The following is a 24,492-nucleotide window of genomic DNA, read 5'->3' on the forward strand; positions in this document are numbered from 1 at the left end:
CGCCACCCTCGCCATTTCCCCCCGCCACCCGGCGGGGTTTCCTTTTCCGCCTCCCACTCCCCGGCCACTCCTTCATGCAACCGCAAAAAACACCCCAACTCCCTTCCCTCGCGCCCGACATCCGCCTCTTCGGCAAGGTCAACGACCACATGCTCGGCGAGTTCTTCCGCCAGCAGTCGGAAGCGCATGCCAACAAACCAATGGTGGTCGAGCTCAGCACCTCGGGCGGCGACGCCGACATCGGCCGGCGCATCGCCCAGGAGATCAAGCTCTGGCAGAGCCAGGGCCAGCGCGAGGTGTATTTCCTCGGCAAGACCTTTGTCTATTCCGCCGGCATCACCATCATGTCGGCCTTTCCACGCGAGCGCCGCTTCCTGACCAGCGACACGCTGCTGCTGATCCACGAGCGCAAGATCAAGAAGACGATCGAGCTCAGCGGCGCGCTGCGCTCCTGCCTGGGCCAGCTCAACGACGCCATCGCCGAAGTGGAATCCGGCCAATGGCTGGAACGCGACGGTTTTGCCCAACTGGTGCGCGGCAGCCAGGTCAGCCTCGAGGACCTCGAGAAGAAGGTGTTCACCAAGGACTGGTACCTGACCGCCGCCGAGGCGCTGACGCAGGGGCTGGTGGGCGCACTTCTGTACGACAACGACCAGGACCGCAGCTTCCTGGAGCGTTGAGCGGCGCGAAGGCCGCCTACAGGGCTTGCACCCAGGGTCCGACGCCGGCACCGCGCGCGCGCCCCGATACTCTGGATAAACCCGCCGCTGCCGGAGACAAACATGAATGCGACCACGTCCTATGTCGATCAGGAACATCCGCCGAACCGCCATTCGCCGGCCAGCGCATTTGCGCTGGGCGTCGGTGTGCTGCTGCTGGCCACCGGCCTGTGGGGTCTGGCCAATCCCAGCGTGTTCGGCATCTTCACCATCAACCTGCCCCAGTCCCTGGTCCACATCGTGATGGGCCTGTACGGCATCGCGGTCGGGCTGGGCCGCGAGCCGGCCGGCTACCTGCTGCTCCTGGGTGCCATGCTGCTGGGCGTGGGCCTGCTGCACTTCGTCCCAATGGCTGCGGGCGTGTTGTCCACGCTGCTCAAGGTGAACCTGCCCGTCGCGGTGTTCGACATCGTCGTGGGCGCACTCGCCCTGCTGCTGCGTGTCTTCGAGCGCCAGCGCTAGCGACGGGGCGGCGCGGGACGGCTTCGTCCGCGTCCGGGGCGCCCGCGAACACAACCTCAAGCATGTCGACGTCGACATCCCGCGCGACGCGCTGGTCGTCTTCACCGGCATCTCGGGTTCGGGCAAGTCTTCGCTCGCTTTCGGAACCCTGTTCGCGGAAGCGCAGCGGCGCTACCTCGAATCGGTGGCGCCCTATGCGCGCCGGCTGATCGACCAGGCCGGCGTGCCCGACGTGGACGCCATCGAAGGCCTGCCGCCGGCCGTGGCCCTGCAGCAGCAACGCGGAACGCCGACGGCGCGGTCTTCGGTCGGCAGCGTCACCACGCTTTCCAGCCTGCTGCGGATGTTGTACTCGCGCGCCGGTCTGTATCCGGCACAGCAGCCGATGCTCTACGCCGAGGATTTCTCGCCGAACACGCCGCAGGGCGCCTGCCCCACCTGCCACGGCCTGGGTCGCGTCTATGAAGTGACCGAAGCCTCGATGGTGCCCGACCCGACCCTCAGCATCCGCGAACGTGCCGTGGCCGCCTGGCCCACGGCCTGGCAGGGCCAGAACCTGCGCGACATCCTGACCACGCTCGGCCACGACGTGGACCTGCCCTGGCAGCGGCTGCCGAAGAAGACCCGCGACTGGATCCTGTTCACCGAGGAACAGCCCACGGTGCCGGTCTACGCCGGCTTTACGCGCGAAGAGGTGCGCGAAGCCATCCGCAAGAAGATGACGCCCAGCTACATGGGCACTTTCACCGGCGCCAGGCGGTACGTGCTGCAGACCTTCGCCAAGAGCCAGAGCGCGATGATGAAGAAACGCGTGTCGCAGTTCATGGTCGGCAGCCTCTGCCCCACGTGCGACGGCAAACGCCTCACCCGCGCGGCGCTGTCCGTGACGTTTGCCGACCTGGACATCGGCGAGATGGCGCGCCTGCCGCTGTCGGCCCTGGCGGCCTTGCTTGCGCCTTTTGCCCGCGGCGAAATGCCGGCCTCGGATGCACAAGAGGACGCACACAACACCAGGGACCGCGCCGCGCACCGCCGCGAGACGGCGCGCCGGGTCCAGGCCGGCGGCTCGGCCCACGCCGCCGCGCCCGACGTGCGGCGCACGCCGCAGCACTCGCCCGAGAAGGTCATCGCCGCGCAACGCCTGTGCGCCGACCTGCTCGGCCGCGTGGCCACGCTCACCGACCTCGGCCTCGGCTACCTGGCGCTCGACCGCGCCACGCCCACGCTGTCGCCCGGTGAACTGCAGCGGCTGCGCCTGGCGACCCAACTCAATTCGCAGCTGTTCGGCGTGGTCTACGTGCTGGACGAACCGTCGGCCGGCCTGCACCCCGCGGATGGCGAAGCCTTGCTGGCCGCGCTGCAGCGGCTCAAGGCCGCGGGCAACTCCGTGTTCGTGGTCGAGCACGACATCGCCACCATGCGTCGCGCCGACTGGCTCGTGGATGTCGGCCCCGGCGCCGGGGTGCACGGCGGCCAGGTGCTGTACAGCGGGCCACCCGCGGGCCTGGCACAGATCGAGGCTTCACAGACCCGTAACTATCTTTTCGATAGCTCTCCACGCGCTCTGCGTGTGCGGCAGAAGCCGATTTCATGGTTGACACTGGAGGGTGTGACGCGCAACAACCTGCGCGGGGTGGACGCGGCTTTTCCCATCGGTTGCCTGACGGCGGTGACCGGGGTTTCCGGCTCGGGCAAATCGAGCCTGGTGAGCCAGGCGCTGCTGCAGCTGGTGGCCGCGCAACTCGGCACGGCGGCAGCCGGCGCGGAAGATGGCGACGACGAAGCCGCACCGGTGCCGGCGCTCGCCGCCCTGGGCGACGACGATCCGGGCGCCGCCGAGGCGCCGCTGGCCGCTGCCACCACGGGCCGCATCGCCGGCGGCATGGCGAAGATCCGCCGGCTGGTGCAGGTCGACCAGAAACCCATCGGCCGCACGCCGCGCTCCAACCTCGCCACCTACACCGGCCTGTTCGACGTGGTGCGCAAGCTGTTCGCCGCCACGCCGGAGGCGCGCAAGCGTCACTTCGATGCGGGCCGGTTTTCCTTCAACGTGGCCAAGGGGCGCTGCGCGACCTGCGAGGGAGAAGGCTTCGTGAGCGTGGAGCTGCTGTTCCTGCCGAGCGTCTATGCGCCCTGCCCCACCTGCCACGGCGCGCGCTACAACGCCGCCACGCTGCAGGTCCGGTGGCGGGGCATCCACATCGCCGAGGTGCTGGACCTCACGGTGGACGCGGCCTGCGACATCTTCGCCGAAGAGCCCGCGGTGCTGCGCGCGCTGACCGTGCTGCGCGACATCGGCCTGGGCTATCTGCGGCTGGGCCAGCCGGCCACGGAACTCTCGGGTGGCGAGGCGCAGCGCATCAAGCTCGCCACCGAACTGCAGCGCCCGCAGCGCGGCCACACGCTCTATGTGCTGGACGAGCCCACCACCGGCCTGCACCCGGCCGACGTGGACCGGCTGGTGGCCCAGCTCGATGCGCTGGTGCGCGCCGGGAACACGGTGGTGGTGGTCGAGCACGAGATGCGCGTGGTGGCGGCGAGCGACTGGGTCATCGATGTCGGGCCCGGCGCCGGCGACGAGGGCGGCCGGATCGTGGCCAGCGGCACACCGGCCGAGGTGGCCACCGCCCCGGGAAGCCGCACCGCGCCCTACCTCGCCGAGGCGCTGGGGCCGTGACGCCGACGTCAGCCGCCATCGGCCGCCACCGGCAAGGAATGTCTTACAACGGATCGGCCGCCCGGCCTTCGACGTGCGCGCCCTCGCTGCGCGATAGTTCCGGCACACAACAAACCAAGGAGCTCACCATGTCCCAACCCAACCATTCCAATAAGCGCAGCCTCATGCTGGTGGCGGCCTCCGTCATCGCCACCACCGCCATGGCCCTGAGCATTGCACCGGCCTTCGCGCAGACCTCCCCCGCCAAGCCGGCCAGCAGCGCCGCCGCCGCCGACGCCAGCAAGCTGGTGCGCGCCGACCGAAGCATGCTGGTGGACTTGGCCGAGGGCAACCGCGCCGAAGTCGCGGCCGGCCAGTTGGCACTGGAAAAATCACAGAACGCCGACGTCAAGAAGTTCGCCCAGATGATGATCGACGACCACGGCAAAGCGCTGACCGAAGTCGAAGCCCTGGCGCAAAGCAAGGACACCAAGCTGCCCGACGGCGTGGGCGCCGTGCACAAGACCAAGGAAGTCGCGCTCAAGGCGCTGAGCGGCAAGACCTTCGACAGCCAGTACGCCAAGCGCGCCGGCGTGGGTGACCACGAAAGCACGGTCAAGCTGCTGAAGAAGATCCAGGCCGAGGCCAAGGACGCCGACCTGAAGGCCCTGGCCGACAAGATGCTGCCGACCGTGGAACACCACCTGGAGATGGCCAAGCAGCTCGCCGCGATGAAGTGAGCCCGCAGCGCGACTGAAATCCCGCAGTGGCCGCCGAGGCCCTGCGGGATTTTTTCATTCCAGGCCGAGTTCCTGGATCTTGCGCGTGATGGTGTTGCGGCCGATGCCGAGCTTCTGCGCGGCTTCGATGCGGCGCCCGCGCGTGTTGTGCAAGGCGGTCAGGATGAGCTTGGACTCGAAGCGGCGCGAGAGCACGTCCCACACGTCGTGCCGGTCGTTGGCCAGCAGTTCGAGCGCCTCGGCCTCCAGGCCGAGTTCCCAGCCGCGGCCCGCGCCGAGCGCGTCGGCCGGCAGGGCGATCGGGCGATCGGCATCCGCCGCACCCGCACCCGCACCTGCACCGGCACCCGCGCCCGACACCGGATCGGCCAGCGCTTCGGCGCCAGCCTCGGTGCCGAGCGCCGTGCCTTGCACGCGGGCCGGCGCCATCACATGGCCCAGGCTGGAGCCGTTGAACGCGGCCGTGCCCACGACCTCCGGCGGCAGATCCTTGGGCTCGATCACCTGGGCTGGCGCCATCACCGTGAGCCAATGGCACACGTTCTCCAGCTGCCGCACGTTGCCCGGGAAACTGAACATGCCGAGCTGCGCCAGCGCCGCATCGGAAATGCGCTTGGGCTCGACACCGAGCTGCTTGGCGCTCTGCTGCAGGAAGTGGCGGGTGAGCATGGGCACGTCTTCCACGCGTTCGCGCAACGCCGGCAGGCGCAGGCGGATCACGTTCAGGCGGTGGAACAAGTCCTCGCGGAACACGCCGTCGCGCACGCGCTGTTCCAGGTCCTGGTGGGTGGCGGCGATCACGCGGACCTGGGCCTTCACGGCGTTGTGGCCGCCGACGCGGTAGAAATGGCCGTCGCTGAGCACGCGCAGCAGCCGCGTCTGCAGGTCGAACGGCATGTCGCCGATCTCGTCGAGGAACAGCGTGCCGCCGTCGGCCTGTTCGAAGCGGCCGCGGCGCATGGTCTGCGCGCCGGTGAAGGCGCCGCGCTCATGGCCGAAGAGCTCGCTCTCGAGCAGATCCTTGGGGATGGCCGCGGTGTTGATGGCCACGAACGGACCGTTGGCGCGCGGCGAATGCTTGTGCAGCGCGCGGGCCACCAGCTCCTTGCCCGAGCCGGATTCACCGGTGATCATCACCGTGACGTTGCTCTGGCTCAAACGGCCGATCGCGCGGAACACGTCCTGCATCGCCGGGGCCTGGCCCAGCATCTCGGGCGCAGCGGCCATGCGCTCCTCGGCCACTTCCTCGCGCTGGCTTTCCTCGACAGCACGGCGGATGAGTTCGACCGCCTTGGGCAGGTCGAAAGGCTTGGGCAGGTATTCGAAAGCGCCGCCCTGGAAGGCCGAGACGGCGCTGTCCAGGTCGGAGAAGGCCGTCATGATGATCACCGGCAGGCCGGGATGCATCTCCTTGACCTTGCCCAGCAGGTCGAGGCCGGAGCCGCCGGGCATGCGGATGTCACTCACCAGGATCTGCGGGCCGTCCTCGTCGGTGGCAGTCTCGAGTGCCTGCAGCACTTCGCGTGGGTTGGTGAAACTGCGCGTGGGCAGGTCTTCGCGCAGCAGCGCCTTTTCCAGCACGAAACGGATCGACTGGTCATCATCTACTATCCAGATCGGTTTCATGTGTGTCGTCACCTCGGGTCAGACTGCGCGTGCCCAGGCAGACCCGGGGCTACGGCAGTGGTATCAATAGTTTGAAGTCCGTGCGGCCCGGAATACTTTCACATTCGATCAAGCCCTGGTGTTGCTGCACAAAGGTTTGCGCCAGCGTGAGCCCCAGTCCCGAGCCGCCCTCCCTGCCCGACACCAGCGGATAGAAAATGCGGTCCTTGATCGACGCCGGTACGCCGGGGCCGTTGTCGATGACATGCAATTCCAGTGCCAGTCGGAAGCGCTGCTTGCCGAAGGTCACCTGGCGCGCGATGCGCGAGCGGAAAATGATCTCCGCGTCGCCGTCGGCAATGCGCTCGTGCAACGCCTGCGCGGCGTTGTGCGTGATGTTGAGCAGAGCCTGGATGAGCTGCTCGCGGTCGCCGCGGAACTCGGGGATGGAGATGTCGTAGTCGCGCACCACGCGCAGGCCGCGCGGGAACTCCGCCAGGATCAGCGAACGCACGCGTTCGCAGACCTCGTGCATGTTCACGTCGCCCACCACGTGCGGCCGGCGGTGCGGCGCGAGCAGCCGGTCCACCAGGCTCTGCAGCCGGTCGGCCTCGTGGATGATGACCTGGGTGTATTCGACGAGTTCGCGCGAGTCGATCTCCATCTCGAGCAACTGCGCCGCGCCGCGGATGCCGCCGAGCGGATTCTTGATCTCGTGCGCGAGGTTGCGGATCAGTTCCTTGTTGGCCTGGGCCTGGTCGATGAGCCGCTCCTCCCGGTCCTGCTTGGCCTGCTGCTCCAGCGGCAGCAGTTCGATGATGATCTCGCCGGGACGTTCGGTCTGGGCCACGATCACGTGCACCGGCATCGGCTCGTGGTTGAGCCGCTTGAGGAACGCGTCGTAGCGCAGCGCCGCGAATTCGTTGCTGCCCGCGCCTTCGAGCGCGTTCTGCAGGATGTGCGGCTCGGTGAAGCAATCGGGGAAATGCGAGCCTTCGATGGTGCGGCGCGAGGTGCCGATGGCGTCTTCGAGCGCGGCATTGGCGAACAGCACCGTGCCACCGCTGTCGAGCACCGCCACCAGGGTGGCGAGCAGGTCGAACGACTGGAACCGGGCCATGTAGGGGTTGGTCTTTTTCATGGTGCTGCCGGTTGTGGGGGCGTTCAGCGCGCGGGCAGGCGTGCCAGTTCGCGCTTGATGCCGGCGATGTCGCTGTCGTTGCGCGCGATGGCGGCCTTGAGTTCGGCCACGCGGTCCAGGTATTTCTGGTAGTTGCGCGCTTCGCTGCCCATTTTTTCGGGTTCGCCGTTGTTGTACTCGCGCAGCAGGTCGGTCTGGCGCGCCTCGGCCTTGCGCAGTTCGGACTCGAGGATCATGCGCGTGTCGCTATCGCGCGCGCGCTGCTCGGCGTTGTCGGGCGGCGGCGCCACGGGCGCGCGCACCGGGGCCTGGCCGGCACCGCTGTTGCCGCCTTGACGCGGTGTCTGGATCACCGTGACGTTGCCACCCTCGACGAGCTTGCAGCCACGTGCCTGGGCTTCCTTCGCGTCCTTGACACTGTTGGTGTATTCGTTGCCACAGCGGTAGACGTTGCCTTGCGCCTGGGCGCCGGACGCCATCAGGACCAGGGGAAGCATCAGAGGCAAGGCGAAAACATGTTTCATGGTTTGGAACCGCTGCCCGGGGCGCGGCGGATGGTACAGGGTCGTAAGGGTCAACGCGGCAAGGCCTCCAGCGCAGTCTGTCCATAACGCAAAAGGACGGCCTGCGCCGTCCTTCGATGACACCGGCTGCATAAAGTTGCAGCCGGAGGCAGTGGGCCATTACAGCGAATAATACATGTCGAATTCGGCAGGATGGGTGGCCATGCGCATGCGCGTGACTTCCTGCATCTTCAGATCGATGTAGGCATCGATGTAGGCGTCGGTGAACACGCCGCCCTTGGTCAGGAAAGCACGGTCCTTGTCCAGGTTCTCCAGCGCCTGGTCGAGGCTGTGGCAGACGGTCGGAATCAGCTTGTCTTCTTCCGGCGGCAGGTGGTAGAGGTCCTTGGTGGCGGCTTCGCCCGGATGGATCTTGTTTTCCACGCCATCGAGGCCGGCCATCAGCAGCGCGGCGAAACCCAGGTACGGGTTCATCAGCGGATCGGGGAAACGCGCTTCGACGCGGCGGCCCTTGGGGTTGGCCACGAACGGGATGCGGATCGAGGCCGAGCGGTTCTTGGCCGAGTAGGCCAGCTTCACCGGGGCTTCGAAACCAGGCACCAGGCGCTTGTAGCTGTTGGTGCCGGGGTTGGTGATGGCGTTCAGCGCGCGGGCGTGCTTGATGATGCCGCCGATGTAGAACAGCGCGTATTCCGACAGGCCTGCGTAGCCGTCGCCGGCGAACAGGTTCTTGCCGTCCTTCCACACGGACTGGTGCACGTGCATCCCGGAGCCGTTGTCGCCAACGATGGGCTTGGGCATGAAGGTGGCGGTCTTGCCGTAGGCATGGGCCACGTTCTGGATCACGTACTTCTGCAGCTGGACCCAGTCGGCGCGCTGGATCAGCGTGCTGAACTTGGTACCGAGTTCCATCTGGCCGGCATTGGCCACTTCATGGTGATGCACTTCGACCGGAATGCCCAGACCTTCGAGGATCAGGCACATTTCGGAACGCATGTCCTGGAAGCTGTCGACCGGTGGCACGGGGAAGTAGCCACCCTTAACGGCAGGCCGGTGGCCGGTGTTGCCGTGTTCGTATTCCTTGTCGGTGTTCCAGGAAGCTTCTTCGGAGTCGATCTTGACGAAGCAGCCGGACATGTCGTTCTTCCAGCGCACGCTGTCGAAGACGAAGAATTCGGGTTCCGGTCCGAAGTAGGCGGTGTCGCCCAGGCCGGAGGCCTTCATGTAGGCTTCTGCGCGCTTGGCCAGCGAACGCGGGTCACGTTCGTAGGGCTTGCCGTCGGCGGGGTCGATGACGTCGCAGGTCAGGATCATCGTCGTTTCTTCGAAGAACGGATCGATGTTCGCGGTGTTCGGGTCGGGCATGAGCTGCATGTCCGAGGCTTCGATGCCCTTCCAGCCGGCGATGGAGGAGCCATCGAAAGCGTGGCCGGCTTCAAACTTGTCTTCGTCGAAATGCGAGACCGGCACCGTCACGTGCTGTTCCTTGCCCCGGGTATCGGTGAAGCGGAAGTCGACAAACTTGACCTCGCTCTCGGTCACCATCTTCATCACGTCTGCGACGGTCTTTGCCATCAAATTCTCCTGTTAGGGTGTTGCAAAAAAAAGAACGACTGGGTGGGAATGCAGTTTTTATGCCAAAGCCGCGTGCACCAAATTCAGCGATCGGCCATCCGCGCGGAAGGTCGGAAGACCCCTCAGACAAGGGCCGCGAGGCACGGATCATCCGTTCGCATCCCCGGGAAAACCGGCATATTGCACCATATTGGTTCCAACATTAAAACGCACTTCATTGGTGCAATTGATCATCGCACCAATTCGGGGCCGAGCTGGACAGGGAACGTGGCCAGGCCGGCCAGCAAGGCCGGATAGGCTTCGGCCACCTGCTCCGGTGTGCCCTTGACGCCGAGCTCGATGTGCCGGCCATGCTGGGGATGGTCCACGCTGGGCAGGCTGAAGACCTTGGTGCCTGCGAACCGGGATTCGATCTGCTCCATCAGCGGCGTGAGCGTGGCCTCCATGCCGCCAAAGACGATCACCGATTTCTCGATCCAGGCCTCGTGGCGGAACAGGTGCGCATACCGGGTGTCGAGCACCGATTCCATCATCGGCCAGGCCATCACCGGGAAGCCCGGCACGAAATGCACCTGCCCGACGCTGAAGCCCGGGATCTTGTTGTAGGGGTTGCGGATGATGCTCGCGCCTTCGGGAAACACGCCCATGTTCAGGCGGTGCACGTTGTCGGGCCGGTCTGGCTCGTAGACCGTGCCCTGCTCGCGCGCCGTGTCCTGCATGCGCTCGCGGATCAAGGCTTCCGCCTCCGGGTGCAAGGCCAGCGGCACACCGAGCGCGCGCGCCGCGCATTGACGGGTGTGGTCGTCCGGCGTGGCGCCGATGCCGCCGGTGGAGAACACGATGTCGCCCGAGGCGAAGGCGCGTTTCAGCGTGGCCGTGATGCGCGCCGGATCGTCGCCCACGTATTCGGCCCAGGCCAGCGGCAGGCCGCGTGCGCCCAGCAATTCGATGAACTTGGGCAGGTGTTTGTCGGCGCGTTTGCCCGAGAGGATTTCGTCGCCGACGACGATCAGGCCGAACGACGGCACTGCGGCCTCAGGGGCCGGGGAGGATGGGTTGGCCTGGGTCATGGGAAGGTGCCTGCGGTAAGCGGGAAACCGGCGCGACGGCGTCGGTGATTTCAACGATGTCGGTGACTTGGGGCTGGGCTTGCGCACGCAGCGCCTGCAAAGCAGACAAGGCATAGTGGGCGAACCACAACGCCGAGAACGCGAACACCAGCGTGTAGATCCAGATGGCCAGCGGCACCAGCACGACGAAGGCCGCGGCGAACAGCGCACCCGACACCCAGACCAGGCTGGGCGCCGCACCGAGGTAGCCGCTGAGCACGCCGATGAGCAACAGCGACGTGCGGTGGCGGCGGAAGATTTCGCGACGCTCTTCCTTGCTCGCATGCAGGGCCAGCACGTCGAAAGCCATCACGCGGTAGGTGAGCCAGCCCCAGATCAGCGGCGGCAGCACCAGGATCAACGGCGGCACGAACCACAGCGGGATCGACACCACGAGGGCCAGCAGCGCCAGCAAGGTGGAGCCGAGCGACCAGGCCAGGCTCAGGAGGAACGAGCCGCCCTGCTTCTTTTCGAGTTGGGGAAAACGCCGCTCGGACACCAGCGACACCATGGCCGGCGCCATCATCATCGCGACCACCAGCAGGGCCACGACCACGATGAAGGGCGTGACCACGAAGATTACGATCAGCGGCGCGAGGGCGATCTTGAGGTTGCCCGCGCCCATGCCCTCGAGCCAGGACCACAGGCGGGTGATCCACTCCGACGCATCGAGCATGCCGCGCACCATGTCCAGCGCCGGCTCCCAGAAGAAATAGCCCAGGCCCAGCGACAGCGCCACCATCAGCACCAGCGGTAGGAACGACAGCGCGATGACGCGCGGGTGAACGCAATAAGCGGCCGCGCGCCAGAAGGAATCAAGCAACAAACGCATGCGCTGAGCATAACCCGGCCGACTGCGCGCCAGCCGCGTGGCGGGCCGGATTTACCGTGGCGTAACGTGGTTCAAGCGCGGCCGGCCAGGCGCTTGAGGCCCAGCCATTGCTGCGCCCAGAAACCGCGGCCGTAGTCGCGCAGGCCGTGCGGCCCGGGCTCGACCTGGTCGCGGATGCCGGTCGGATCGAAACGCTTTTCGAAATTGCCGGTGCGAAACAGGATGTCCCACACCGGCAGCAGCACCGCGAAATTCTTGCCGCCGATGGTGCCCCGCCCTTCCGACTCGTGGCCGATGCCGATGCTGTGGTGCAGGCGGTGGAAACGCGGGCTGACCCACAGGCGTTCGCCGATGCGGCCGAACCAGATGCGCAGGTTGGCGTGGTGCAGGTTCTCGCTGAGCTGGGTGATGGCCACCAGCGCGATGAACTGGCCCGGCGCCACACCCACCAGTTGGGCCACGACGACGATGATCACGTCGCGCAGCATGTCGTCGAGCAGGTGGTTGCGGTTGTCGCTCCACATCGTCATCTGACGCTGCGAATGGTGCAGCGCATGCAGCCGCCACCACCATTCGATGCCATGCTGGCCGCGGTGGATCCAGTAGTCGACCAGGTCGAACAGCACGAGGTAGAGGGCGAAGCTGAGCAGCGGCCGGTCGGTGACGCCGGGCCAGAGTTCGTCGAGCTGGAACGTCGGCAAGCCGGCCACCCGCAACCAGCCGAAGATGTCGTCCATCACCGGCTCGAGCGTGAAGAACAGCAGCAGCCGGAAAGCGCCGAGCCGGTGGATCAGCGTGTAGAGGATGTCCTCCCGGATGGCGGCGCGGTCGGTCACCGGCTCCACCGGCCGCCAGCGCTGCAGCGGCCCGATCACGGCCAGCAGCACCAGCACCTGGATCAGGCCCACCAGCAGCCAGCCGGTGGCGTCGAAAGCGTCCTCCGTCCAGCCGCCGAGGCCAATCGCAAAAACAAAAGGCTGCACCACGCTCTCGAACAGCCATTGCTGCGCCATCGAGAACCAATCCGTCAACATGTCCATGGCTTATTTTCGCCGGGCGGCGATCCAGGCGGCGTAATCCGGATGCGCGCGAAGGGTTTCGAAACAGAAGCCCTTGGCCTTGAGGCCGACGATCAGCGGCTCGAGCACCGCTGGCGCCCACGGGTCCTTGCGCGACCAGATGCCGAGGTGGGCCAGCAAAATGTCGCCGGGCCGGATACCCTTCAGGGCCTTGTCCAGCAGCGCCTGGTTCGGATAGGCCTCGCTCGGCAGTTCGTCGCCGAGGAAACCGGCCGGCGCCCAGCCCACGTGGGCGTAGCCGCAGGACTTGGCCGCCGCCAGCAACCTGGGTGAAGTCTTGCCGCCGGGCGCACGGAACAGCGGCAGCGGCGCCTTGCCGGTGATGGCCTGCAGGCGCTTTTCGGAACGGTCGATCTCTTCGCAGTATTGCGCAGCCGTCCAGACCTGCTCGCGGCCTTCGTCGGGGCCGGCCGAGGGCCGCATGCGGAATTGCACCGGATCGCCGGGTTTGGCGGACTTGGCGGACTTGCCGGCCACGTCGCCGCGCCAGTACACGTGGTCGAACGTGTGCGAGGCGAATTCATGGCCTTCGGCGGCACGCGCCTTCCACCAGGGCGCCCAGGCATCGCCCAGGCTGCCGTCGCCGGTCTGCGTGCGTTCGTTGGCCGCGAAGAAGGTCACCTTGACGTGCTGACGGTTCAGCACCTCGGCGATCAGCGGCGCCACGGCCATGTGGCCGGTGTCGAAGGTCAGGTAGACCGGTTTTTCACAACTGTTTGGTGCACCAGCCCCGATCGCACCGGCGCTGGCCGCTCCCAGAACGATAGCAACTGCGAAACGCATGTGGCGCTCAGCGCGGCGCGTGGTCCAGCGTCCACACGCCATGCGGCGACCGGCCGACATTGACCTGGCGCACCACCTTCTTCGCCTCGGTATCGATGACCGTGAGTTTCTTGGCCCAGCGCGAGGTCACCATCAGCAGCTTGCCGTCGGCGCTCACGTCCATGCAGTCCGGCCCGCCCGGCGCGGGGTAATTGGCCACGACCGACAGGGTCTGCAGGTCGATCTTGCTGATGGTGTTGGCCACGCGGTTGCTGATGAAGACATGCCGCCCATCGCCGACCGCGCGGAACGCATGCGCGCCCTTGCCCGTGGGCAGCACGCGCGTGCGCACCGGCAGCTTGCCGGAGACGTCGTAGACCTCCACGCCATCGCTGCCGGTCAGGCCGAGCAGCAGCGTCTTGTCGTCGGCAGTGACGAACACGTCGGCCGGCATCGCACCGGTGGGCGTGCGCCACTTGACGGTCTGCGTGGCCAGGTCGATGGCGATGAGTTCGTCGCTGTCCTGCATCGACGAATAGATGGTCGTGCTCTTGCTGTCGATCCACAGGTGGCTCGGCGTCTTGCCGGTCGACACACGCTTGGCCAGGGTCAGGTTCTGGCCGTCCCAGCGGTAGATGTCCACGTGGTTGAGCCGGTTCGCCGCGGTGACGAACCACTTCATGTCGGGTGAGAACCGCAGCTGGTAGGGGTCGGAAATGCCGCGCACCGTGCGCTGCACCTGGGCCGTGCGCGGATCGAGGAAGGTCAGCGAATCGGCCACCGAATTGGCGACGATGAGCGACTTCTCGTCGGGCGTGAGGTAGAGGTGGTGCGGCTCCTTGCCGGTGGGAATGCGCTCGGTGACGGTCCAGGTGGCGGGGTCGACGATGCTGACGTCGGCGTCGAGCGAGTTCAGGACGAAGATGGGATGGGTCAGCTTGGTTTCCGCCGCCCCGGCGGCAAAAGAACCGGCCAGCATCCAGGCCATGGCAGCCGCAAGGGCTGTGGAACGAAGGGACAACTTCACAGTACACCAAGGTTTGAACAATCCGTCAGTGTAGCCGCGGGCCATGCCCTTGCGCCGCGGTCGGACAGCGTTTTTGCCCCGGGTGTATCGGGCTGTTTCAGCCGCGCAATTTGGCCAGGTCGTCGGCATCGAGCCAGCGCCACTGCCCCGGCAACAGGTCGGCCGGCAGCGCCAGTTCGCCGATGCGCGACCGGTGCAGGCCTTCGACGCGATTGCCCACCGCCGCCAGCATGCGCTTGACCTGGTGGTACTTGCCTTCCGTCAACGTCAGGCTGAGCTGGTTTTCACCGTTGACCGTGCAAGCCGCGGCGCGCACCGGCTTCGGATCGTCGTCCAGCACCACCCCGGCCAGCAGCCGCTGCACCTGTTTGTCGTCGACCGCGTGTTTGGTCGTGACCTCGTAGACCTTGGGCACGTGCTTCTTCGGCGAGCTCATGCGGTGGATGAACTGGCCGTCGTCGCTGAGCAGCAGCAGGCCGGTCGTGTCCTGGTCGAGCCGACCGACCGCCTGCACGCCCTGCACCGCGCTTTTCTGCGGGCGCAGGCGCAGCGGCGACGGCAGCAGCGTGTAGATGCTCGGATAGGTCGAAGGCTTTTGCGAACACTCGGTGCCCGCAGGCTTGTTGAGCAGCACATAGGCCAGCCGATGGTAGGCCCAGTCCACGCCCTGTACGCGAAAACGCAGGCCTTCCTCTTCGAAATCCATAGCGGACTCCGTAATCAGCACCGGCGCCGTGGCGTCTTTCGATGCATAGACCTCGACCAGGCCCTGCTGCACCAGGCCGGCACAGACGCGGCGCGTGCCGAAACCCTGGGAATAAAGAATGTCTTGCAACTGCATGGCCGCGAGTATCGCAAAGCCGCATCCCTGTCCAGGCAGACCGGCGATCCGTGAATTTTTCACAAGGCCCGAAGCGCTTGGGAAGTTACAACCAAGGCCTCACCGGAGCCCATCATGCGCGAACTGTTCACCACCCTCTTCGTCTTCGCCGCCGCCTTCATGCTGTGGCGCGCCATCCGCCCGCACCACAGCCACCTGGGTCTGGTGCATTCCGAAGAACCGACCCAGCAGTTCCCCATCGACGACGAAGCCACGTTCAAATGGCCGGCCCTGGGCAAGTTCGACTTCGCGGTCATCGATGCCGAGAGCCACCAGGGCGCGCTCAAACGCGCCGCGGCCACCGCCCCAACCGGCGCCAAGGGCAAGCAATGCCTGGCCACGCTGCACATGGGTGGCAGCCAGCCCCATGTCTACAAGCCGGTGGAAGTGCGCGTGCAAGGCCAGCGCGTGGCATTCCTGTCGAGCGGCGACGCCAGTCGCTTCCAACGCCGCCTGGCCTACGAAGGCCGCGCCGGCCAGACCACCGCCTGTGAAGCGCTGCTGGTCGAGACCGTCAGCGGCGGCCGCATCCACTACGACATCCGCCTCGACCTCAAGGAATTCCGCCACTGAACGCGGCCCACACCGCGCCGTTTCAGACGGCGAGATTCTGGATGCTGTATTCCAGCTGGTACAGCCCGCGCACCACCTCGCTGCGGGCACCGAGTTCCACCAGTTTCGCACTCGACAGGAACTTTTCTCCCGCGGCCCTCACCCCGTCCGCCGTCGATCCCTCAACCAGCACCACCAGGTGCGGCAGCGTGATGACGCGGCCGCGCTGGTTGCCGGCGTTGCCCGCGGTCAGCGCCACATCGTTCTTCACCAGATGCACGCCGGTGACGCGCGGCGTGTCGATCATGCGGGCCAGCACGTTTTTCTTCAGCGCGTTGACCAGCGCGGGCTCGCGTCCTTCCTCCGCCTCGAAACGCAGCGTCAGCATGAAGCCGCCCATGGCGTAGCTTTCGCTGAACTCGATCTGGCAAGCGCCGCGTTCGTTGTTGAAGAAGCCCGGCAAGGTCTTGGTCGACCACGGCGTGGGCTGGGTGAGCCTTTGCTTGTAGACGTCGCTGACCAGCACGTCGGTGCTCGTCACCTCGTACAGCGTCAGGAATTCCACGCCGCCATCCACGGCTGCATAGCGCCGGCCACGCAGGAAGCCGGGAATCCCCAGCCGTTCGACCATGTGTTCGCGCGGATGCCATTCGAAGAAATCCTCGCGCAGCTCGGGTTTGATGTCGTTCCAGATCGCGACCAGTCCTGTGCCTGCCAATGCCATGTTGTGCTCCTGTAGAAAATTCAAAAACCGGTGATCTGCGGCGGTGCGATCGGCGGCAGCCGCGTCGGCCCTAGCAACGTCGGTGCGCCGGCCAGGCGATAGGCCTCCTCCATCACGCGCAGGCTGCCGAGCTGGTCCTGCGCCGAGGTCCAGAAGGGCCCGCCACCTTTCACCTGATCGACGAAGTGCTGAATCGACGCGTTGAAGCAGTTCTGCCGCACTTCGGCTTCGTCGTAGACGATGGTCTGCTGCTCCGCGCCGATGAGCTTCAGCACCGCGCCTTCGAGCACCACGCTGCAGCGCGTGCCTGCGATCTCTAAACGATCGGGCGCACGCGTTTCATGGCCGGCAGCGGTCATCACGCCGTCCAGGCTCACCGTAAGGCCATCCGCCGTGCGCAGCAACAGGCTGGCGCTGTCCTCGCCGATGATTTCGCCGCAGGCCCGGCCGGTGCTGCAGGCCAGGACCTCGACTTCACCGAACAAGGCCCGCACCACGTCGATCTCGTGGATCAGCGATTCGGCGATCAGCACGCGCGCCTCTCGCGCCAGGAAAGCCTGCCGCGTGAGTGCATGCACCCGGCCGTCCTCGGCGCGCGGCAGCATGCTCGAGCGCCACAGGGCGAGGCGCGCGAGCGTCACCGTGCCCAGTTTGCCGGCCTGCAGCCATTCGGCGATCTGGCGGAAATACGCGCGGTAGCGCCAGTTCTCGTTGACCATCACACGGATGCGGCCGCCCACCTCCTCCACCAGCGCCTGCGCCTCGGCGTAGGTCGGGCACAGCGGCTTCTCGCAGAGCGCATGGATGCCGTCGCGCGCGGCCAGCCGCACCATGGCGGCATGCGTCTCGCGTGGCGTGATGATGTCGATCAGGTCAAGCGATTCGGCCGCGATCATGGCCCCGGGCGAGTCATAGGCCGCGCGGATGTCGAACTGCCCGGCACGCGCACGCGCGCGGTCGATCATCGGATCGCACACGGCCACCACCTGGGCACCCTGGCAACGTGCCCAGGCCGTGAAATGATCGGCGCTGATCATGCCGCAACCCAGCACGCCGACGCGCAGCAGCTTGTTGCCTGAGGTCTTCATCGGCTCACCGCCTCGGCCTGCCGCATCGAGGCGCGATGCGCGTCATAAGCCGCCATGAAGCGCACGGCGTCATCGTGCGCGGCCTGCGCTTTGGCCAGCGGGGAACGCTCGGCCATGTCGACACGCGCCACCTCGTATTCGACCTCCAGCCCGGCCGGCAGCGCGTCGAGAAAGTCGAACAGCGGCAAGTCGCCCGCGCCCGCCGGAAGCCGTGCGAAGCGGGCTTCCTGCAGCAGTTCTTCATCGCTGCGCGGGCCGCTCAGCTTCCTGGCGTCGCACAACTGCGCGAAGACGATTCGGGCGGGATCGATCTTCGCGATGTCGGCAGCGCTGCCACCCGAGCGGTCCAGATGCAGCGCATCGAGCAGTACGCCGGCGTTGGATGCGCCGCTGCGTTCGACCACGCGCAGCGCAGCCTGCAGATCGCGCACCGCGCTGTAGGGCAGGAACTCCAGCGCGACCCGGATGCCGGCCTTGGCGGCGGCCTCGCAATACTTCGCGAACAAGTCTGTGAACTGCGCTTCGTCCGGGTTGAAGCTGTTGGCCACGATGATGGGGATGCCGAGCGCCTGCGTGGTGTCGACCACCGGCGCAATGTCGCGCCATTGCACTTCGGGATAGAACTGGTAGGCCGACACGTTGGACAGGCGGATGCCGAGGTCGGCCGCGCGCTTGCGCAGCCCCTTCGCAGCCGCCGCATCGCCGACGACGGGCTCGGCGAACGGATCGCCCGGACGGCGCCCGCAGATGCGCAGGCCAACGGCGCCGAAGCCCGCGGCAGCGGCGGCGTCGATGGTGGGCGTGGGCATGGCGCTGATGCTCAGATGGGCCAGGGTGAGGTTTTTCATGGGGAGGGTCGGTTCAGGAGGGATGGATGGACAGGCTGGACGGCACGTCGACGCGCAGCAGCGCCGCCAGTTGCCGCAGGTCCGCGGCGACGGGCTCGGGCACGGCGATGCCGCTGGCCCGCTGGGCCTGTTCGGTGCGCCAGGCGCGTTCGCCGGGCATGAGGATTTCGCGCGCCCCGGGCATCAGCGGCGTGGCCTTGAGCATCGACACCATCGTGTCGACACGCTGCTTGAAGGCCTCGGGTTCCACGAAGCGGCGGATATCGACGGCCATGTGGATGTGGCCGTTGCCGATGGCCTGGTCGGTGGCGCGGAACCACGCGGGGATCTCGCCCAGGATGCGCGAGCCGGTGAGCGCGCCGCACAGGATCTCGCCGAACACCGCCAAGCCGTAACCCTTGTAGCCGAGCGGCAACAAGGCGCCGCCGGACGTCAGCGCCGCCGGGTCGTCGGTGGGCAGGCCTTCGCTGTCGACGAGCCAATCGTGCGGAATCTTCTCGCCGTTCTTCGCGGCCAGCCGGATCCGCCCGCCGGCCGCCACGCTCAGCGCCATGTCGAGCACGACCGGGCCGTGGCTCAGGCTCGGCGCGGCGAAGGCGATCGGGTTGTTGCCAATCGTGTTGCTGCGGCCGCCCGCCGGCGCCATGCCGGGAAAGCCATTGGTCCAGGCCAGGCCGACCATGTCGTGCGGCAGCGCCATCATCGCGTAGTGCGCACAGGTGCCGATGAAGTCGCTGTTGCGCGCGGTCACGAAGCCCACGCCTTGCGTGCGGGCCTTTTCCACCGCCAGGCGCATGGCAGCGGTGGCGGTGACGGCCCCCAAGGCACGGTCGCCGTCGAGCAGCGCGGTGGCCGGCGCGTCCTGCACGACGCGGATCTGGGGCCGCAGATTCGCGCCGCCCTGGCGCAGGCGTTCGACGAGAAACGGCAGACGGATCACGCCATGCGAATGCGTGCCGCGCAGATCGGCCGCAACCAGGCTGTCGGCCATCGTCACCGCATCGGCCTCCACCAGGCCGGCGGCCACGAACACCGCGACCACGTAGGACTGCAGCGCCGCCACCGGAACGAAACATGTGGTTGGATTTTTCATTCGGCCTGGATCTTCGCGGTGCGGGCGACCTTGCCGAAGGCCTCGTGGTCGGCGGCGATGCGCGCGGTGAACGCCTCGGGCGTGTCGCCCACCGGACGGATTGCATTGGCGGCCATGCCGGCCTTCACGGCCTCGGTCCTGAGCGCATCGACAAGCGCCTCGTTCAGGCGCTGCACGATGGCGTCGGGCGTGCCCCTGGGCGCATGCAGGCCGAACCAGTTGCTGCAAGCCTCCATCGGCTGGTAGCCGGCCTCGGCCGCGGTCGACACATTGGGCAGGCGCGGGTCGCGTTGCCGGCCCACCAGCATCAACGGCCGGAGCTTGCCCTGGGCGATGTACGCCTCGATGGCGGGGTAGCCGTTCAGCCCCATCTGCACGCGGTTCGACAGGTAGTCGGGCATCAGCTGGCTCGTGCCGCGGTAGTGCACCGGCTGCAGGTCGATGCCGGCCAGCAGCTTGAAATATTCCATGTACAGGTGCAGGCTGCCGCCCGCCCCGGCGTCGCCGTAGAACATGCTGCCGGGGCTTTTCTTGGCCAGCGCCACGAACTCGGCGATGTTCTGTGCCGGCACGGCGGCATTGATGTTGAGGATCTGGTCGCCCTCGCCGATCATGCCGATGTGGCGCAGGTCGGTGAGTGGATTCACCGGCAGGTTCGAGGTGTGCGGCGACACCACGATCTGGCCCACCGAAGTGGCCAGGATGGTGTAGCCGTCCGGCGGCGCCTTGGCCACGAAGGTGGTAGCCAGGTTGCCGGCCGCACCGGTACGGTTCTCGATCACCACCTGTTGACCCAGCGTTTCGCTCATGCGCGGCGCGACCAGGCGTGGCATGGCGTCGGCCAGGCCCCCGGCCGCAAACCCGACGACGAACTTGATCGGACGGTTCGGGTAGCTCGGCTGGGCCCGCAGAGCCACCGGCCAGACCAGGCCAGCCACGCCGGCGCTGCCGAGCACACGGATCATGCTGCGGCGCGACACACCGCTTTGGGGCCGGCCCATCATGCCTCCGCCTTGATGTTGGCGTCTTTCGCCACCTTGCCGAACAGTGCATGGTCGCGCGCGATGCGGGCGCCGAAGGCCTGCGGCGTGTCGCCGATGCCCTGCACCGCGAGGTTGGCCAGGCCGGCCTTGACGACGTCGGTCTTGAGGCTGTCGACCAGCGCCGCGTTCACCTTCTGGACGATGGCGTCAGGCGTGCCCCTGGGCGCATGCAGGCCGAACCAGTTGCTGCACGCCTCCAGGGGCGCGAAGCCGGCTTCCGCTGCCGTGGGTATGTCGGGCATCTTCGGGTTGCGTTTCTTGCCGACGATCAGCAAGGGCCGCAGCTTGCCCTGCGCGATGTAGGGCTCGACCACCGGCGGCGCGTTGAGGCTGATCTGCACGCGGTTGGCCAGCAGGTCGGGCATCAGCGGGCCGCCGCCGCGGTAGTGCACACCCTGCAGCTCGATGCCGGCCAGGATGCGGAAGTATTCGAGGTACAGGTGCTGGTTGCCGCCAGCACCGGCGTCGCCGTAGAACATCGCGGCCGGCTTCTGCTTCGCCAGCGCGATGAATTCGGCCAGGTTCTTCGCCGGCACCTCCGAGCTGATGTTGAGGATCTGGTCACCCTCGCCCATCATCGAGATGTGCACCAGGTCGGTCAGCGGATTCACCGCGAGGTTGGAGGTGTGTGGCAGCACCACGATCTGGCCCACGCCCGAGGCCAGCAAGGTGTGGCCGTCCGGCGGCGCGCCCGCGACATAGGCGGTGGCGATGTTGCCGGCCGCACCGGCTTTGTTCTCGATGATGACGGGCTGGCCCAGGCGTTCGGCCAGCGGGTTGGTCAACAGGCGCGGCAACGCATCGGTGAGCCCGCCGGGCGCGAAGCCGACGATGAGCCGGATGGTCTTGCCCGGATAGGCCTGCGCCCAGCCGGCGAGCGGCAGCGCCACGCTGGCAGCTGCAACCGTGCCCGCCTTGATGAGGCCGCGGCGGGAGATGGTGGGCTGCTTCATGGCGCGGTCCTCGCCGTTGCGGTATCCGTGCGCGGCCGGGCCGGTGGCACGCCGCCATGCACCACCCAGCCGTTCGTGGCGAGAACGCCGGCATCGATGACGAGGTTCGCACCGGTGATGGCGGAGGCCTTGTCCGACAGCAGGAAGGCGATCGACTCGGCCACCTCGGCGGGCTCGACCAGCCGGCCCAGCGCGCTCACTTCCACCGGCGACACCGCGTACCGCTTACCCTCGGCGATGTTGGCCACCATGCGCGGCACGGCCACGAAACCGGGGCTCACCGCATTCACGCGCACGCCGCTGCGCCCCCATTCGCCGGCCATGCCCTCGGTGAGCATGTTCACCGCGGCCTTGGCCGAGTAGTAGGCGTGTCCGTGGTTCGGGCGCTGGCCCACCATCGACGAGATGTTGACGATGGCGCCGCCGCCCTGCGCCGCCATGCGCCGGCCGAATTCCACATTGCTCACGTAGGTGCCGCGGTAGCCCGACTGCACGATGCGATCCCAGGTGTCGAGCGGCAGCAGCTCGGGCGCCATCTGCGGCTGGAAGATGGCCGCTGAATTCACCATGGCGTAGATCGGTCCGTGCGCGGCTTCGATGGCCGCCGCGCCACCGGCGATGGACTGCGCATCGAGCACGTCCATCCGGACCGCGTGGCCCGCACACCGGACCGCCATCGCTTCGGCCGCGCCGAGATCGAGGTCGGCCACCGCCACGCGCCAGCCGCGCGCATGCAGCAGCGTACAGGTCGCCGCGCCGATGCCGTTGCCGCCGCCAATCACCACGGCCAGCCGGCCGCGGCCTTCTGTGTTGTCTGGGTTCACTGGATGTCCTTTGTTCGGTGTGTCGCCGGCTCAGCCAACCTGGATCTTTGCGGTGCGGGCCACCTTGGCGAAAGCCTCGTAGTCGGCAGCGATGCGCGCCGTGAACGCCGCCCCGGTATCGCCCACCGGACGGATCGACTGCGTGGCGAGCCCCGCCTTGAAGGCATCGAGCTTCAGCGCCTCGACCAGGGCGCCGCGCAGCTTCTGGCGGATCGGCTCGGGCAGGTTCTTCGGGCCGTGCAGGCCGAACCAGTTGGTGCAGACCTCCAGCGGCTGCAGCCCCGCTTCGGTACAGGTCGGTACATCCGGCAGCTTGGGTTCACGCTGTTTGCCGATCACCATCAGCGGCTTGAGCTTGCCCTGCTGGATGTAGGCCTCGATCGCGGGATAGGCATTCAGACTCATCTGCACATGGTTGGCAATGAAGTCGGGCATGAGCTGCGCCGTGCCGCGGTAGTGCACGCCGGTCATCTTCACGCCGGCCAGCAGGTTGAAATACTCCATGTACAGGTGCAGGTTGCCGCCCGCCCCGGAGTCGCCGAAGAACATGGTGTTCGGGCTCTTCTTCAGCAGCGCGATGAACTCCTGGATGGTGTTGGCCGGCACCTGGCTGTTCACGGTGAGGATCAGGTCGCCCTCGCCGATCATCGAGATGTGCGTGAGGTCGGTCTGCGGGTTCACGCGCATGTCGCTGTAGGTGTGCGGCGAGACGACAATCTGCCCCACCGACGAGAACAGCAGGTTGTAGCCGTCGGCCGGCGCCTTGGCCACGAATTCGGTGGCCAGGTTGCCGGCGGCCCCTGTCTTGTTTTCGATGACGACCGGCTGGCCCAGCTTCTCGCCGAGGCTGGTGGCGGTGAGCCGCGCCAGCACGTCGGTCAGGCCACCCGCGGAGAAGCCCACGTTGAGCTTCACCGGACGGCTCGGATAGTCCTGCGCATGGCCCATCCAGGGCAGCGCCAGGCCCGCCGTGGTGGCGGCGGCACCGCGCAACAGGTCGCGGCGGCTCCAGCTTGGCATCGTCATTTTTTGTCTCCGTTTCATTCAGGTTCGTGCGGCTTGGGCACGTCTGAATTAAAACGAATCGAACCCGCCAAGTCCAAAACCGTCGGTGTCTGCCTGTCCCAAGTTTTTTGTTGTGGCTGGGGCCGAAAACCCAGGGTTATCCCGCGTTCGGCGCGTGGCCGTCAGGGCGCAGCCGCGCCGTGCTTCAGCGTTTCCAGCGTCCTGGAGATCGGTTGGTCCAACGCCTCGAGCCGGCGCGCCAGCGGACCGAGCTGGGCGGCGAAAGCCTCGCACACGGCGGCCAGCAGTTCGAGCAATTCTTCCTCGTACTTGAAATGGGCGCGCCGCAGCGAGCGCACCAGGTACAGCGTGCGCTTGAGCGCCGGGTTCACGATGCGCCGCCCGGCCAGACGGCCGCGCTCGATGTCCTCGATCGCGTTGCCATACGGCATCACCGCCGCGGCGTCGCCGTGGGCCACGAGGTTCTTCATCATCGAGATCGAAGACACGTCGATGGTCACGTTCAGGTTCAGCGCCAGGCGCTTGGCCGTGGTCAGCACCTGTTGACGCACGCCGTCGCGCTGGCCCGGCAGCACCAAGGCACGGGCCGCGAGATCGGAGAACTCGATCGGCGCATCCAGTACGCCAGAGGCTTTTCCGTCGCCCTGCGACACGAACAGCAGTTCCTCCTCCACCAGTGGCACGCGCAAGAGGCCGGGCCGCTCGTGGACCTCGTAGGCCAGCGCGATGTCGATCTCGTGCCGCTCCAGTGCGTCCACCAGCAGCAGGCTGCGTTCCTCCACCAGGCTGAGGTTCACCGCCGGCAGGTCACGGCGTGCCTGCAGCACCAGGCGGCGGCCGACGAGGTTGCTGAAGCCGTTGGTCAGGCCGAGCACGATGCCTTCGCGCTCGAGCCGGCCCGCGGCCGTGACCTGGCGCTCGGTTTCGTCCACGAGGCGCAGGATCTCGCAGGCCCGTTCGTACAACACCTGGCCCGCGCGCGTGGGCGACACGCCGCGCGAATGCCGGCTCAACAGGCTCACGCCCAGCGCCTGCTCGAGCTGGCGGATCTGCAGCCCGAGCGCTGGCTGGGCCACGAACAATTGCTCGGCCGCACGCGTGATGTTGCCGGTTTCGACGATGCGCGCGAAGTACTGCAGTTGGCGAAGGTTCATGGGCGGGGCTCCCGAATGGCTCGGGATTTGTGGCGGCCAGTATAGGAGCGTGGTTTAAGTCTCGTCTAAGTCTGGG

24 protein-coding genes are annotated in these 24,492 nt (G+C 67.1%); 5 read left to right on the plus strand and 19 right to left on the minus strand.

From position 1 onward, the window contains the following. Window positions 1-74: 74 nt before the first annotated feature. The 4 genes from RD110_RS19425 to RD110_RS19440 all read left to right on the plus strand — a co-directional run bounded on the left by RD110_RS19425 (window position 75) and on the right by RD110_RS19440 (window position 4,577). The gene (locus tag RD110_RS19425) at window positions 75-680 is read left to right on the plus strand and encodes an ATP-dependent Clp protease proteolytic subunit (protein WP_076201231.1); all 606 of its coding nucleotides are present in this window, start codon (window positions 75-77) and stop codon (window positions 678-680) included. A 102-nt stretch (window positions 681-782) separates the two neighbouring features. Continuing rightward, a complete protein-coding gene (locus RD110_RS19430) occupies window positions 783-1,181 on the plus strand; it encodes a DUF4383 domain-containing protein (protein WP_076201233.1) in 399 nt (132 codons plus the stop codon). Next, a complete protein-coding gene (locus tag RD110_RS19435) occupies window positions 1,159-3,858 on the plus strand; it encodes an excinuclease ABC subunit UvrA (protein WP_076201234.1) in 2,700 nt (899 codons plus the stop codon). Before RD110_RS19430 ends, RD110_RS19435 begins: the two co-directional genes overlap by 23 nt. A gap of 128 nt (window positions 3,859-3,986) precedes the next feature. Next, the gene (locus RD110_RS19440; RefSeq protein ID WP_239467070.1) at window positions 3,987-4,577 is read left to right on the plus strand and encodes a DUF4142 domain-containing protein; all 591 of its coding nucleotides are present in this window, start codon (window positions 3,987-3,989) and stop codon (window positions 4,575-4,577) included. 54 nt (window positions 4,578-4,631) lie between these two features. Here the strand turns inward: RD110_RS19440 and ntrC are convergent, their stop codons facing one another. The 10 genes from ntrC to RD110_RS19490 form a co-directional block, all read right to left on the minus strand. After that, window positions 4,632-6,203, minus strand: coding sequence for a nitrogen regulation protein NR(I) (ntrC, locus tag RD110_RS19445; RefSeq protein ID WP_076201237.1), 1,572 nt, complete (start codon window positions 6,201-6,203; stop codon window positions 4,632-4,634). Between the two features lie 49 nt (window positions 6,204-6,252). Next, on the minus strand, window positions 6,253-7,323 hold the full coding sequence (gene glnL, locus RD110_RS19450) for a nitrogen regulation protein NR(II) (RefSeq protein ID WP_076201239.1): 1,071 nt from the start codon (window positions 7,321-7,323) through the stop codon (window positions 6,253-6,255). Between the two features lie 23 nt (window positions 7,324-7,346). Next, window positions 7,347-7,820: a hypothetical protein gene (locus RD110_RS19455; protein ID WP_239467071.1), complete on the minus strand. Its 474-nt coding sequence runs from the start codon at window positions 7,818-7,820 to the stop codon at window positions 7,347-7,349. 186 nt (window positions 7,821-8,006) lie between these two features. Then, the gene (gene glnA, locus RD110_RS19460; protein WP_076201242.1) at window positions 8,007-9,422 is read right to left on the minus strand and encodes a type I glutamate--ammonia ligase; all 1,416 of its coding nucleotides are present in this window, start codon (window positions 9,420-9,422) and stop codon (window positions 8,007-8,009) included. 230 nt (window positions 9,423-9,652) lie between these two features. After that, a complete protein-coding gene (locus RD110_RS19465; protein ID WP_076201243.1) occupies window positions 9,653-10,492 on the minus strand; it encodes a competence/damage-inducible protein A in 840 nt (279 codons plus the stop codon). Continuing rightward, window positions 10,458-11,363, minus strand: coding sequence for an EI24 domain-containing protein (locus tag RD110_RS19470; protein WP_076201245.1), 906 nt, complete (start codon window positions 11,361-11,363; stop codon window positions 10,458-10,460). The genes RD110_RS19465 and RD110_RS19470 overlap by 35 nt, the downstream gene beginning before the upstream one ends. Before the next feature lie 71 nt (window positions 11,364-11,434). After that, a complete protein-coding gene (locus RD110_RS19475) occupies window positions 11,435-12,403 on the minus strand; it encodes a sterol desaturase family protein (protein ID WP_076201246.1) in 969 nt (322 codons plus the stop codon). Between the two features lie 3 nt (window positions 12,404-12,406). Further along, on the minus strand, window positions 12,407-13,225 hold the full coding sequence (locus tag RD110_RS19480; RefSeq protein ID WP_239467072.1) for a polysaccharide deacetylase family protein: 819 nt from the start codon (window positions 13,223-13,225) through the stop codon (window positions 12,407-12,409). A gap of 7 nt (window positions 13,226-13,232) precedes the next feature. Then, window positions 13,233-14,192, minus strand: a complete 960-nt coding sequence (locus RD110_RS19485) for a YVTN family beta-propeller repeat protein (protein ID WP_076201248.1) — start codon at window positions 14,190-14,192, stop codon at window positions 13,233-13,235. Window positions 14,193-14,328: 136 nt separating this feature from the next. Then, window positions 14,329-15,072, minus strand: a complete 744-nt coding sequence (locus RD110_RS19490; RefSeq protein ID WP_076201250.1) for a 16S rRNA pseudouridine(516) synthase — start codon at window positions 15,070-15,072, stop codon at window positions 14,329-14,331. A gap of 114 nt (window positions 15,073-15,186) precedes the next feature. Between RD110_RS19490 and RD110_RS19495 the strand changes: the two genes are divergently transcribed. Beyond that, the gene (locus RD110_RS19495) at window positions 15,187-15,684 is read left to right on the plus strand and encodes a hypothetical protein (protein ID WP_076201252.1); all 498 of its coding nucleotides are present in this window, start codon (window positions 15,187-15,189) and stop codon (window positions 15,682-15,684) included. 22 nt (window positions 15,685-15,706) lie between these two features. Here RD110_RS19495 and RD110_RS19500 read toward each other — a convergent pair whose 3' ends face one another. The 9 genes from RD110_RS19500 to RD110_RS19540 all read right to left on the minus strand — a co-directional run bounded on the left by RD110_RS19500 (window position 15,707) and on the right by RD110_RS19540 (window position 24,416). Then, the gene (locus RD110_RS19500; RefSeq protein WP_076201254.1) at window positions 15,707-16,387 is read right to left on the minus strand and encodes a DUF4286 family protein; all 681 of its coding nucleotides are present in this window, start codon (window positions 16,385-16,387) and stop codon (window positions 15,707-15,709) included. Between the two features lie 20 nt (window positions 16,388-16,407). Beyond that, window positions 16,408-17,475, minus strand: coding sequence for a Gfo/Idh/MocA family protein (locus tag RD110_RS19505; RefSeq protein ID WP_076201256.1), 1,068 nt, complete (start codon window positions 17,473-17,475; stop codon window positions 16,408-16,410). After that, window positions 17,472-18,323, minus strand: a complete 852-nt coding sequence (locus RD110_RS19510; protein ID WP_076201258.1) for a sugar phosphate isomerase/epimerase family protein — start codon at window positions 18,321-18,323, stop codon at window positions 17,472-17,474. The genes RD110_RS19505 and RD110_RS19510 overlap by 4 nt, the downstream gene beginning before the upstream one ends. 13 nt (window positions 18,324-18,336) lie before the next feature. Further along, on the minus strand, window positions 18,337-19,416 hold the full coding sequence (locus RD110_RS19515; protein ID WP_076201260.1) for an Ldh family oxidoreductase: 1,080 nt from the start codon (window positions 19,414-19,416) through the stop codon (window positions 18,337-18,339). Further along, window positions 19,413-20,417: a Bug family tripartite tricarboxylate transporter substrate binding protein gene (locus RD110_RS19520; protein WP_239467073.1), complete on the minus strand. Its 1,005-nt coding sequence runs from the start codon at window positions 20,415-20,417 to the stop codon at window positions 19,413-19,415. The genes RD110_RS19515 and RD110_RS19520 overlap by 4 nt, the downstream gene beginning before the upstream one ends. Continuing rightward, window positions 20,417-21,412 (minus strand): Bug family tripartite tricarboxylate transporter substrate binding protein, encoded by a 996-nt coding sequence (locus RD110_RS19525; RefSeq protein ID WP_076201261.1) that lies wholly within the window; start codon window positions 21,410-21,412, stop codon window positions 20,417-20,419. Before RD110_RS19525 ends, RD110_RS19520 begins: the two co-directional genes overlap by 1 nt. After that, on the minus strand, window positions 21,409-22,236 hold the full coding sequence (locus RD110_RS19530) for an SDR family NAD(P)-dependent oxidoreductase (protein ID WP_076201263.1): 828 nt from the start codon (window positions 22,234-22,236) through the stop codon (window positions 21,409-21,411). Before RD110_RS19530 ends, RD110_RS19525 begins: the two co-directional genes overlap by 4 nt. 30 nt (window positions 22,237-22,266) lie before the next feature. Continuing rightward, window positions 22,267-23,262: a Bug family tripartite tricarboxylate transporter substrate binding protein gene (locus RD110_RS19535; RefSeq protein WP_157900254.1), complete on the minus strand. Its 996-nt coding sequence runs from the start codon at window positions 23,260-23,262 to the stop codon at window positions 22,267-22,269. Between the two features lie 161 nt (window positions 23,263-23,423). Then, entirely contained in the window at window positions 23,424-24,416 is a 993-nt protein-coding gene (locus RD110_RS19540) for a LysR family transcriptional regulator (RefSeq protein WP_076201265.1), read from the minus strand. Window positions 24,417-24,492 lie beyond the last annotated feature (76 nt).

The organism is Rhodoferax koreense (genome assembly GCF_001955695.1).
Lineage (GTDB): Bacteria > Pseudomonadota > Gammaproteobacteria > Burkholderiales > Burkholderiaceae_C > Rhodoferax_B > Rhodoferax_B koreensis.

Bases quoted from the DNA above. Each gene is read 5' to 3' on its own strand.
- RD110_RS19475 (WP_076201246.1), bottom strand. From the start codon at position 12,403: ATGGACATGTTGACGGATTGGTTCTCGATGGCGCAGCAATGGCTGTTC.
- glnL (WP_076201239.1), bottom strand. From the start codon at position 7,323: ATGAAAAAGACCAACCCCTACATGGCCCGGTTCCAGTCGTTCGACCTG.
- RD110_RS19430 (WP_076201233.1), top strand. From the start codon at position 783: ATGAATGCGACCACGTCCTATGTCGATCAGGAACATCCGCCGAACCGC.
- RD110_RS19440 (WP_239467070.1), top strand. From the start codon at position 3,987: ATGTCCCAACCCAACCATTCCAATAAGCGCAGCCTCATGCTGGTGGCG.
- RD110_RS19490 (WP_076201250.1), bottom strand. From the start codon at position 15,072: ATGCAGTTGCAAGACATTCTTTATTCCCAGGGTTTCGGCACGCGCCGC.
- glnA (WP_076201242.1), bottom strand. From the start codon at position 9,422: ATGGCAAAGACCGTCGCAGACGTGATGAAGATGGTGACCGAGAGCGAG.
- RD110_RS19515 (WP_076201260.1), bottom strand. From the start codon at position 19,416: ATGAAAAATCCAACCACATGTTTCGTTCCGGTGGCGGCGCTGCAGTCC.
- RD110_RS19505 (WP_076201256.1), bottom strand. From the start codon at position 17,475: ATGAAGACCTCAGGCAACAAGCTGCTGCGCGTCGGCGTGCTGGGTTGC.
- RD110_RS19495 (WP_076201252.1), top strand. From the start codon at position 15,187: ATGCGCGAACTGTTCACCACCCTCTTCGTCTTCGCCGCCGCCTTCATG.
- RD110_RS19535 (WP_157900254.1), bottom strand. From the start codon at position 23,262: ATGACGATGCCAAGCTGGAGCCGCCGCGACCTGTTGCGCGGTGCCGCC.
- RD110_RS19455 (WP_239467071.1), bottom strand. From the start codon at position 7,820: ATGCTTCCCCTGGTCCTGATGGCGTCCGGCGCCCAGGCGCAAGGCAAC.
- RD110_RS19510 (WP_076201258.1), bottom strand. From the start codon at position 18,323: ATGAAAAACCTCACCCTGGCCCATCTGAGCATCAGCGCCATGCCCACG.
- RD110_RS19525 (WP_076201261.1), bottom strand. From the start codon at position 21,412: ATGAAGCAGCCCACCATCTCCCGCCGCGGCCTCATCAAGGCGGGCACG.
- ntrC (WP_076201237.1), bottom strand. From the start codon at position 6,203: ATGAAACCGATCTGGATAGTAGATGATGACCAGTCGATCCGTTTCGTG.
- RD110_RS19500 (WP_076201254.1), bottom strand. From the start codon at position 16,387: ATGGCATTGGCAGGCACAGGACTGGTCGCGATCTGGAACGACATCAAA.
- RD110_RS19485 (WP_076201248.1), bottom strand. From the start codon at position 14,192: ATGGCCTGGATGCTGGCCGGTTCTTTTGCCGCCGGGGCGGCGGAAACC.
- RD110_RS19470 (WP_076201245.1), bottom strand. From the start codon at position 11,363: ATGCGTTTGTTGCTTGATTCCTTCTGGCGCGCGGCCGCTTATTGCGTT.
- RD110_RS19480 (WP_239467072.1), bottom strand. From the start codon at position 13,225: ATGCGTTTCGCAGTTGCTATCGTTCTGGGAGCGGCCAGCGCCGGTGCG.
- RD110_RS19540 (WP_076201265.1), bottom strand. From the start codon at position 24,416: ATGAACCTTCGCCAACTGCAGTACTTCGCGCGCATCGTCGAAACCGGC.
- RD110_RS19465 (WP_076201243.1), bottom strand. From the start codon at position 10,492: ATGACCCAGGCCAACCCATCCTCCCCGGCCCCTGAGGCCGCAGTGCCG.
- RD110_RS19520 (WP_239467073.1), bottom strand. From the start codon at position 20,417: ATGGGCCGGCCCCAAAGCGGTGTGTCGCGCCGCAGCATGATCCGTGTG.
- RD110_RS19425 (WP_076201231.1), top strand. From the start codon at position 75: ATGCAACCGCAAAAAACACCCCAACTCCCTTCCCTCGCGCCCGACATC.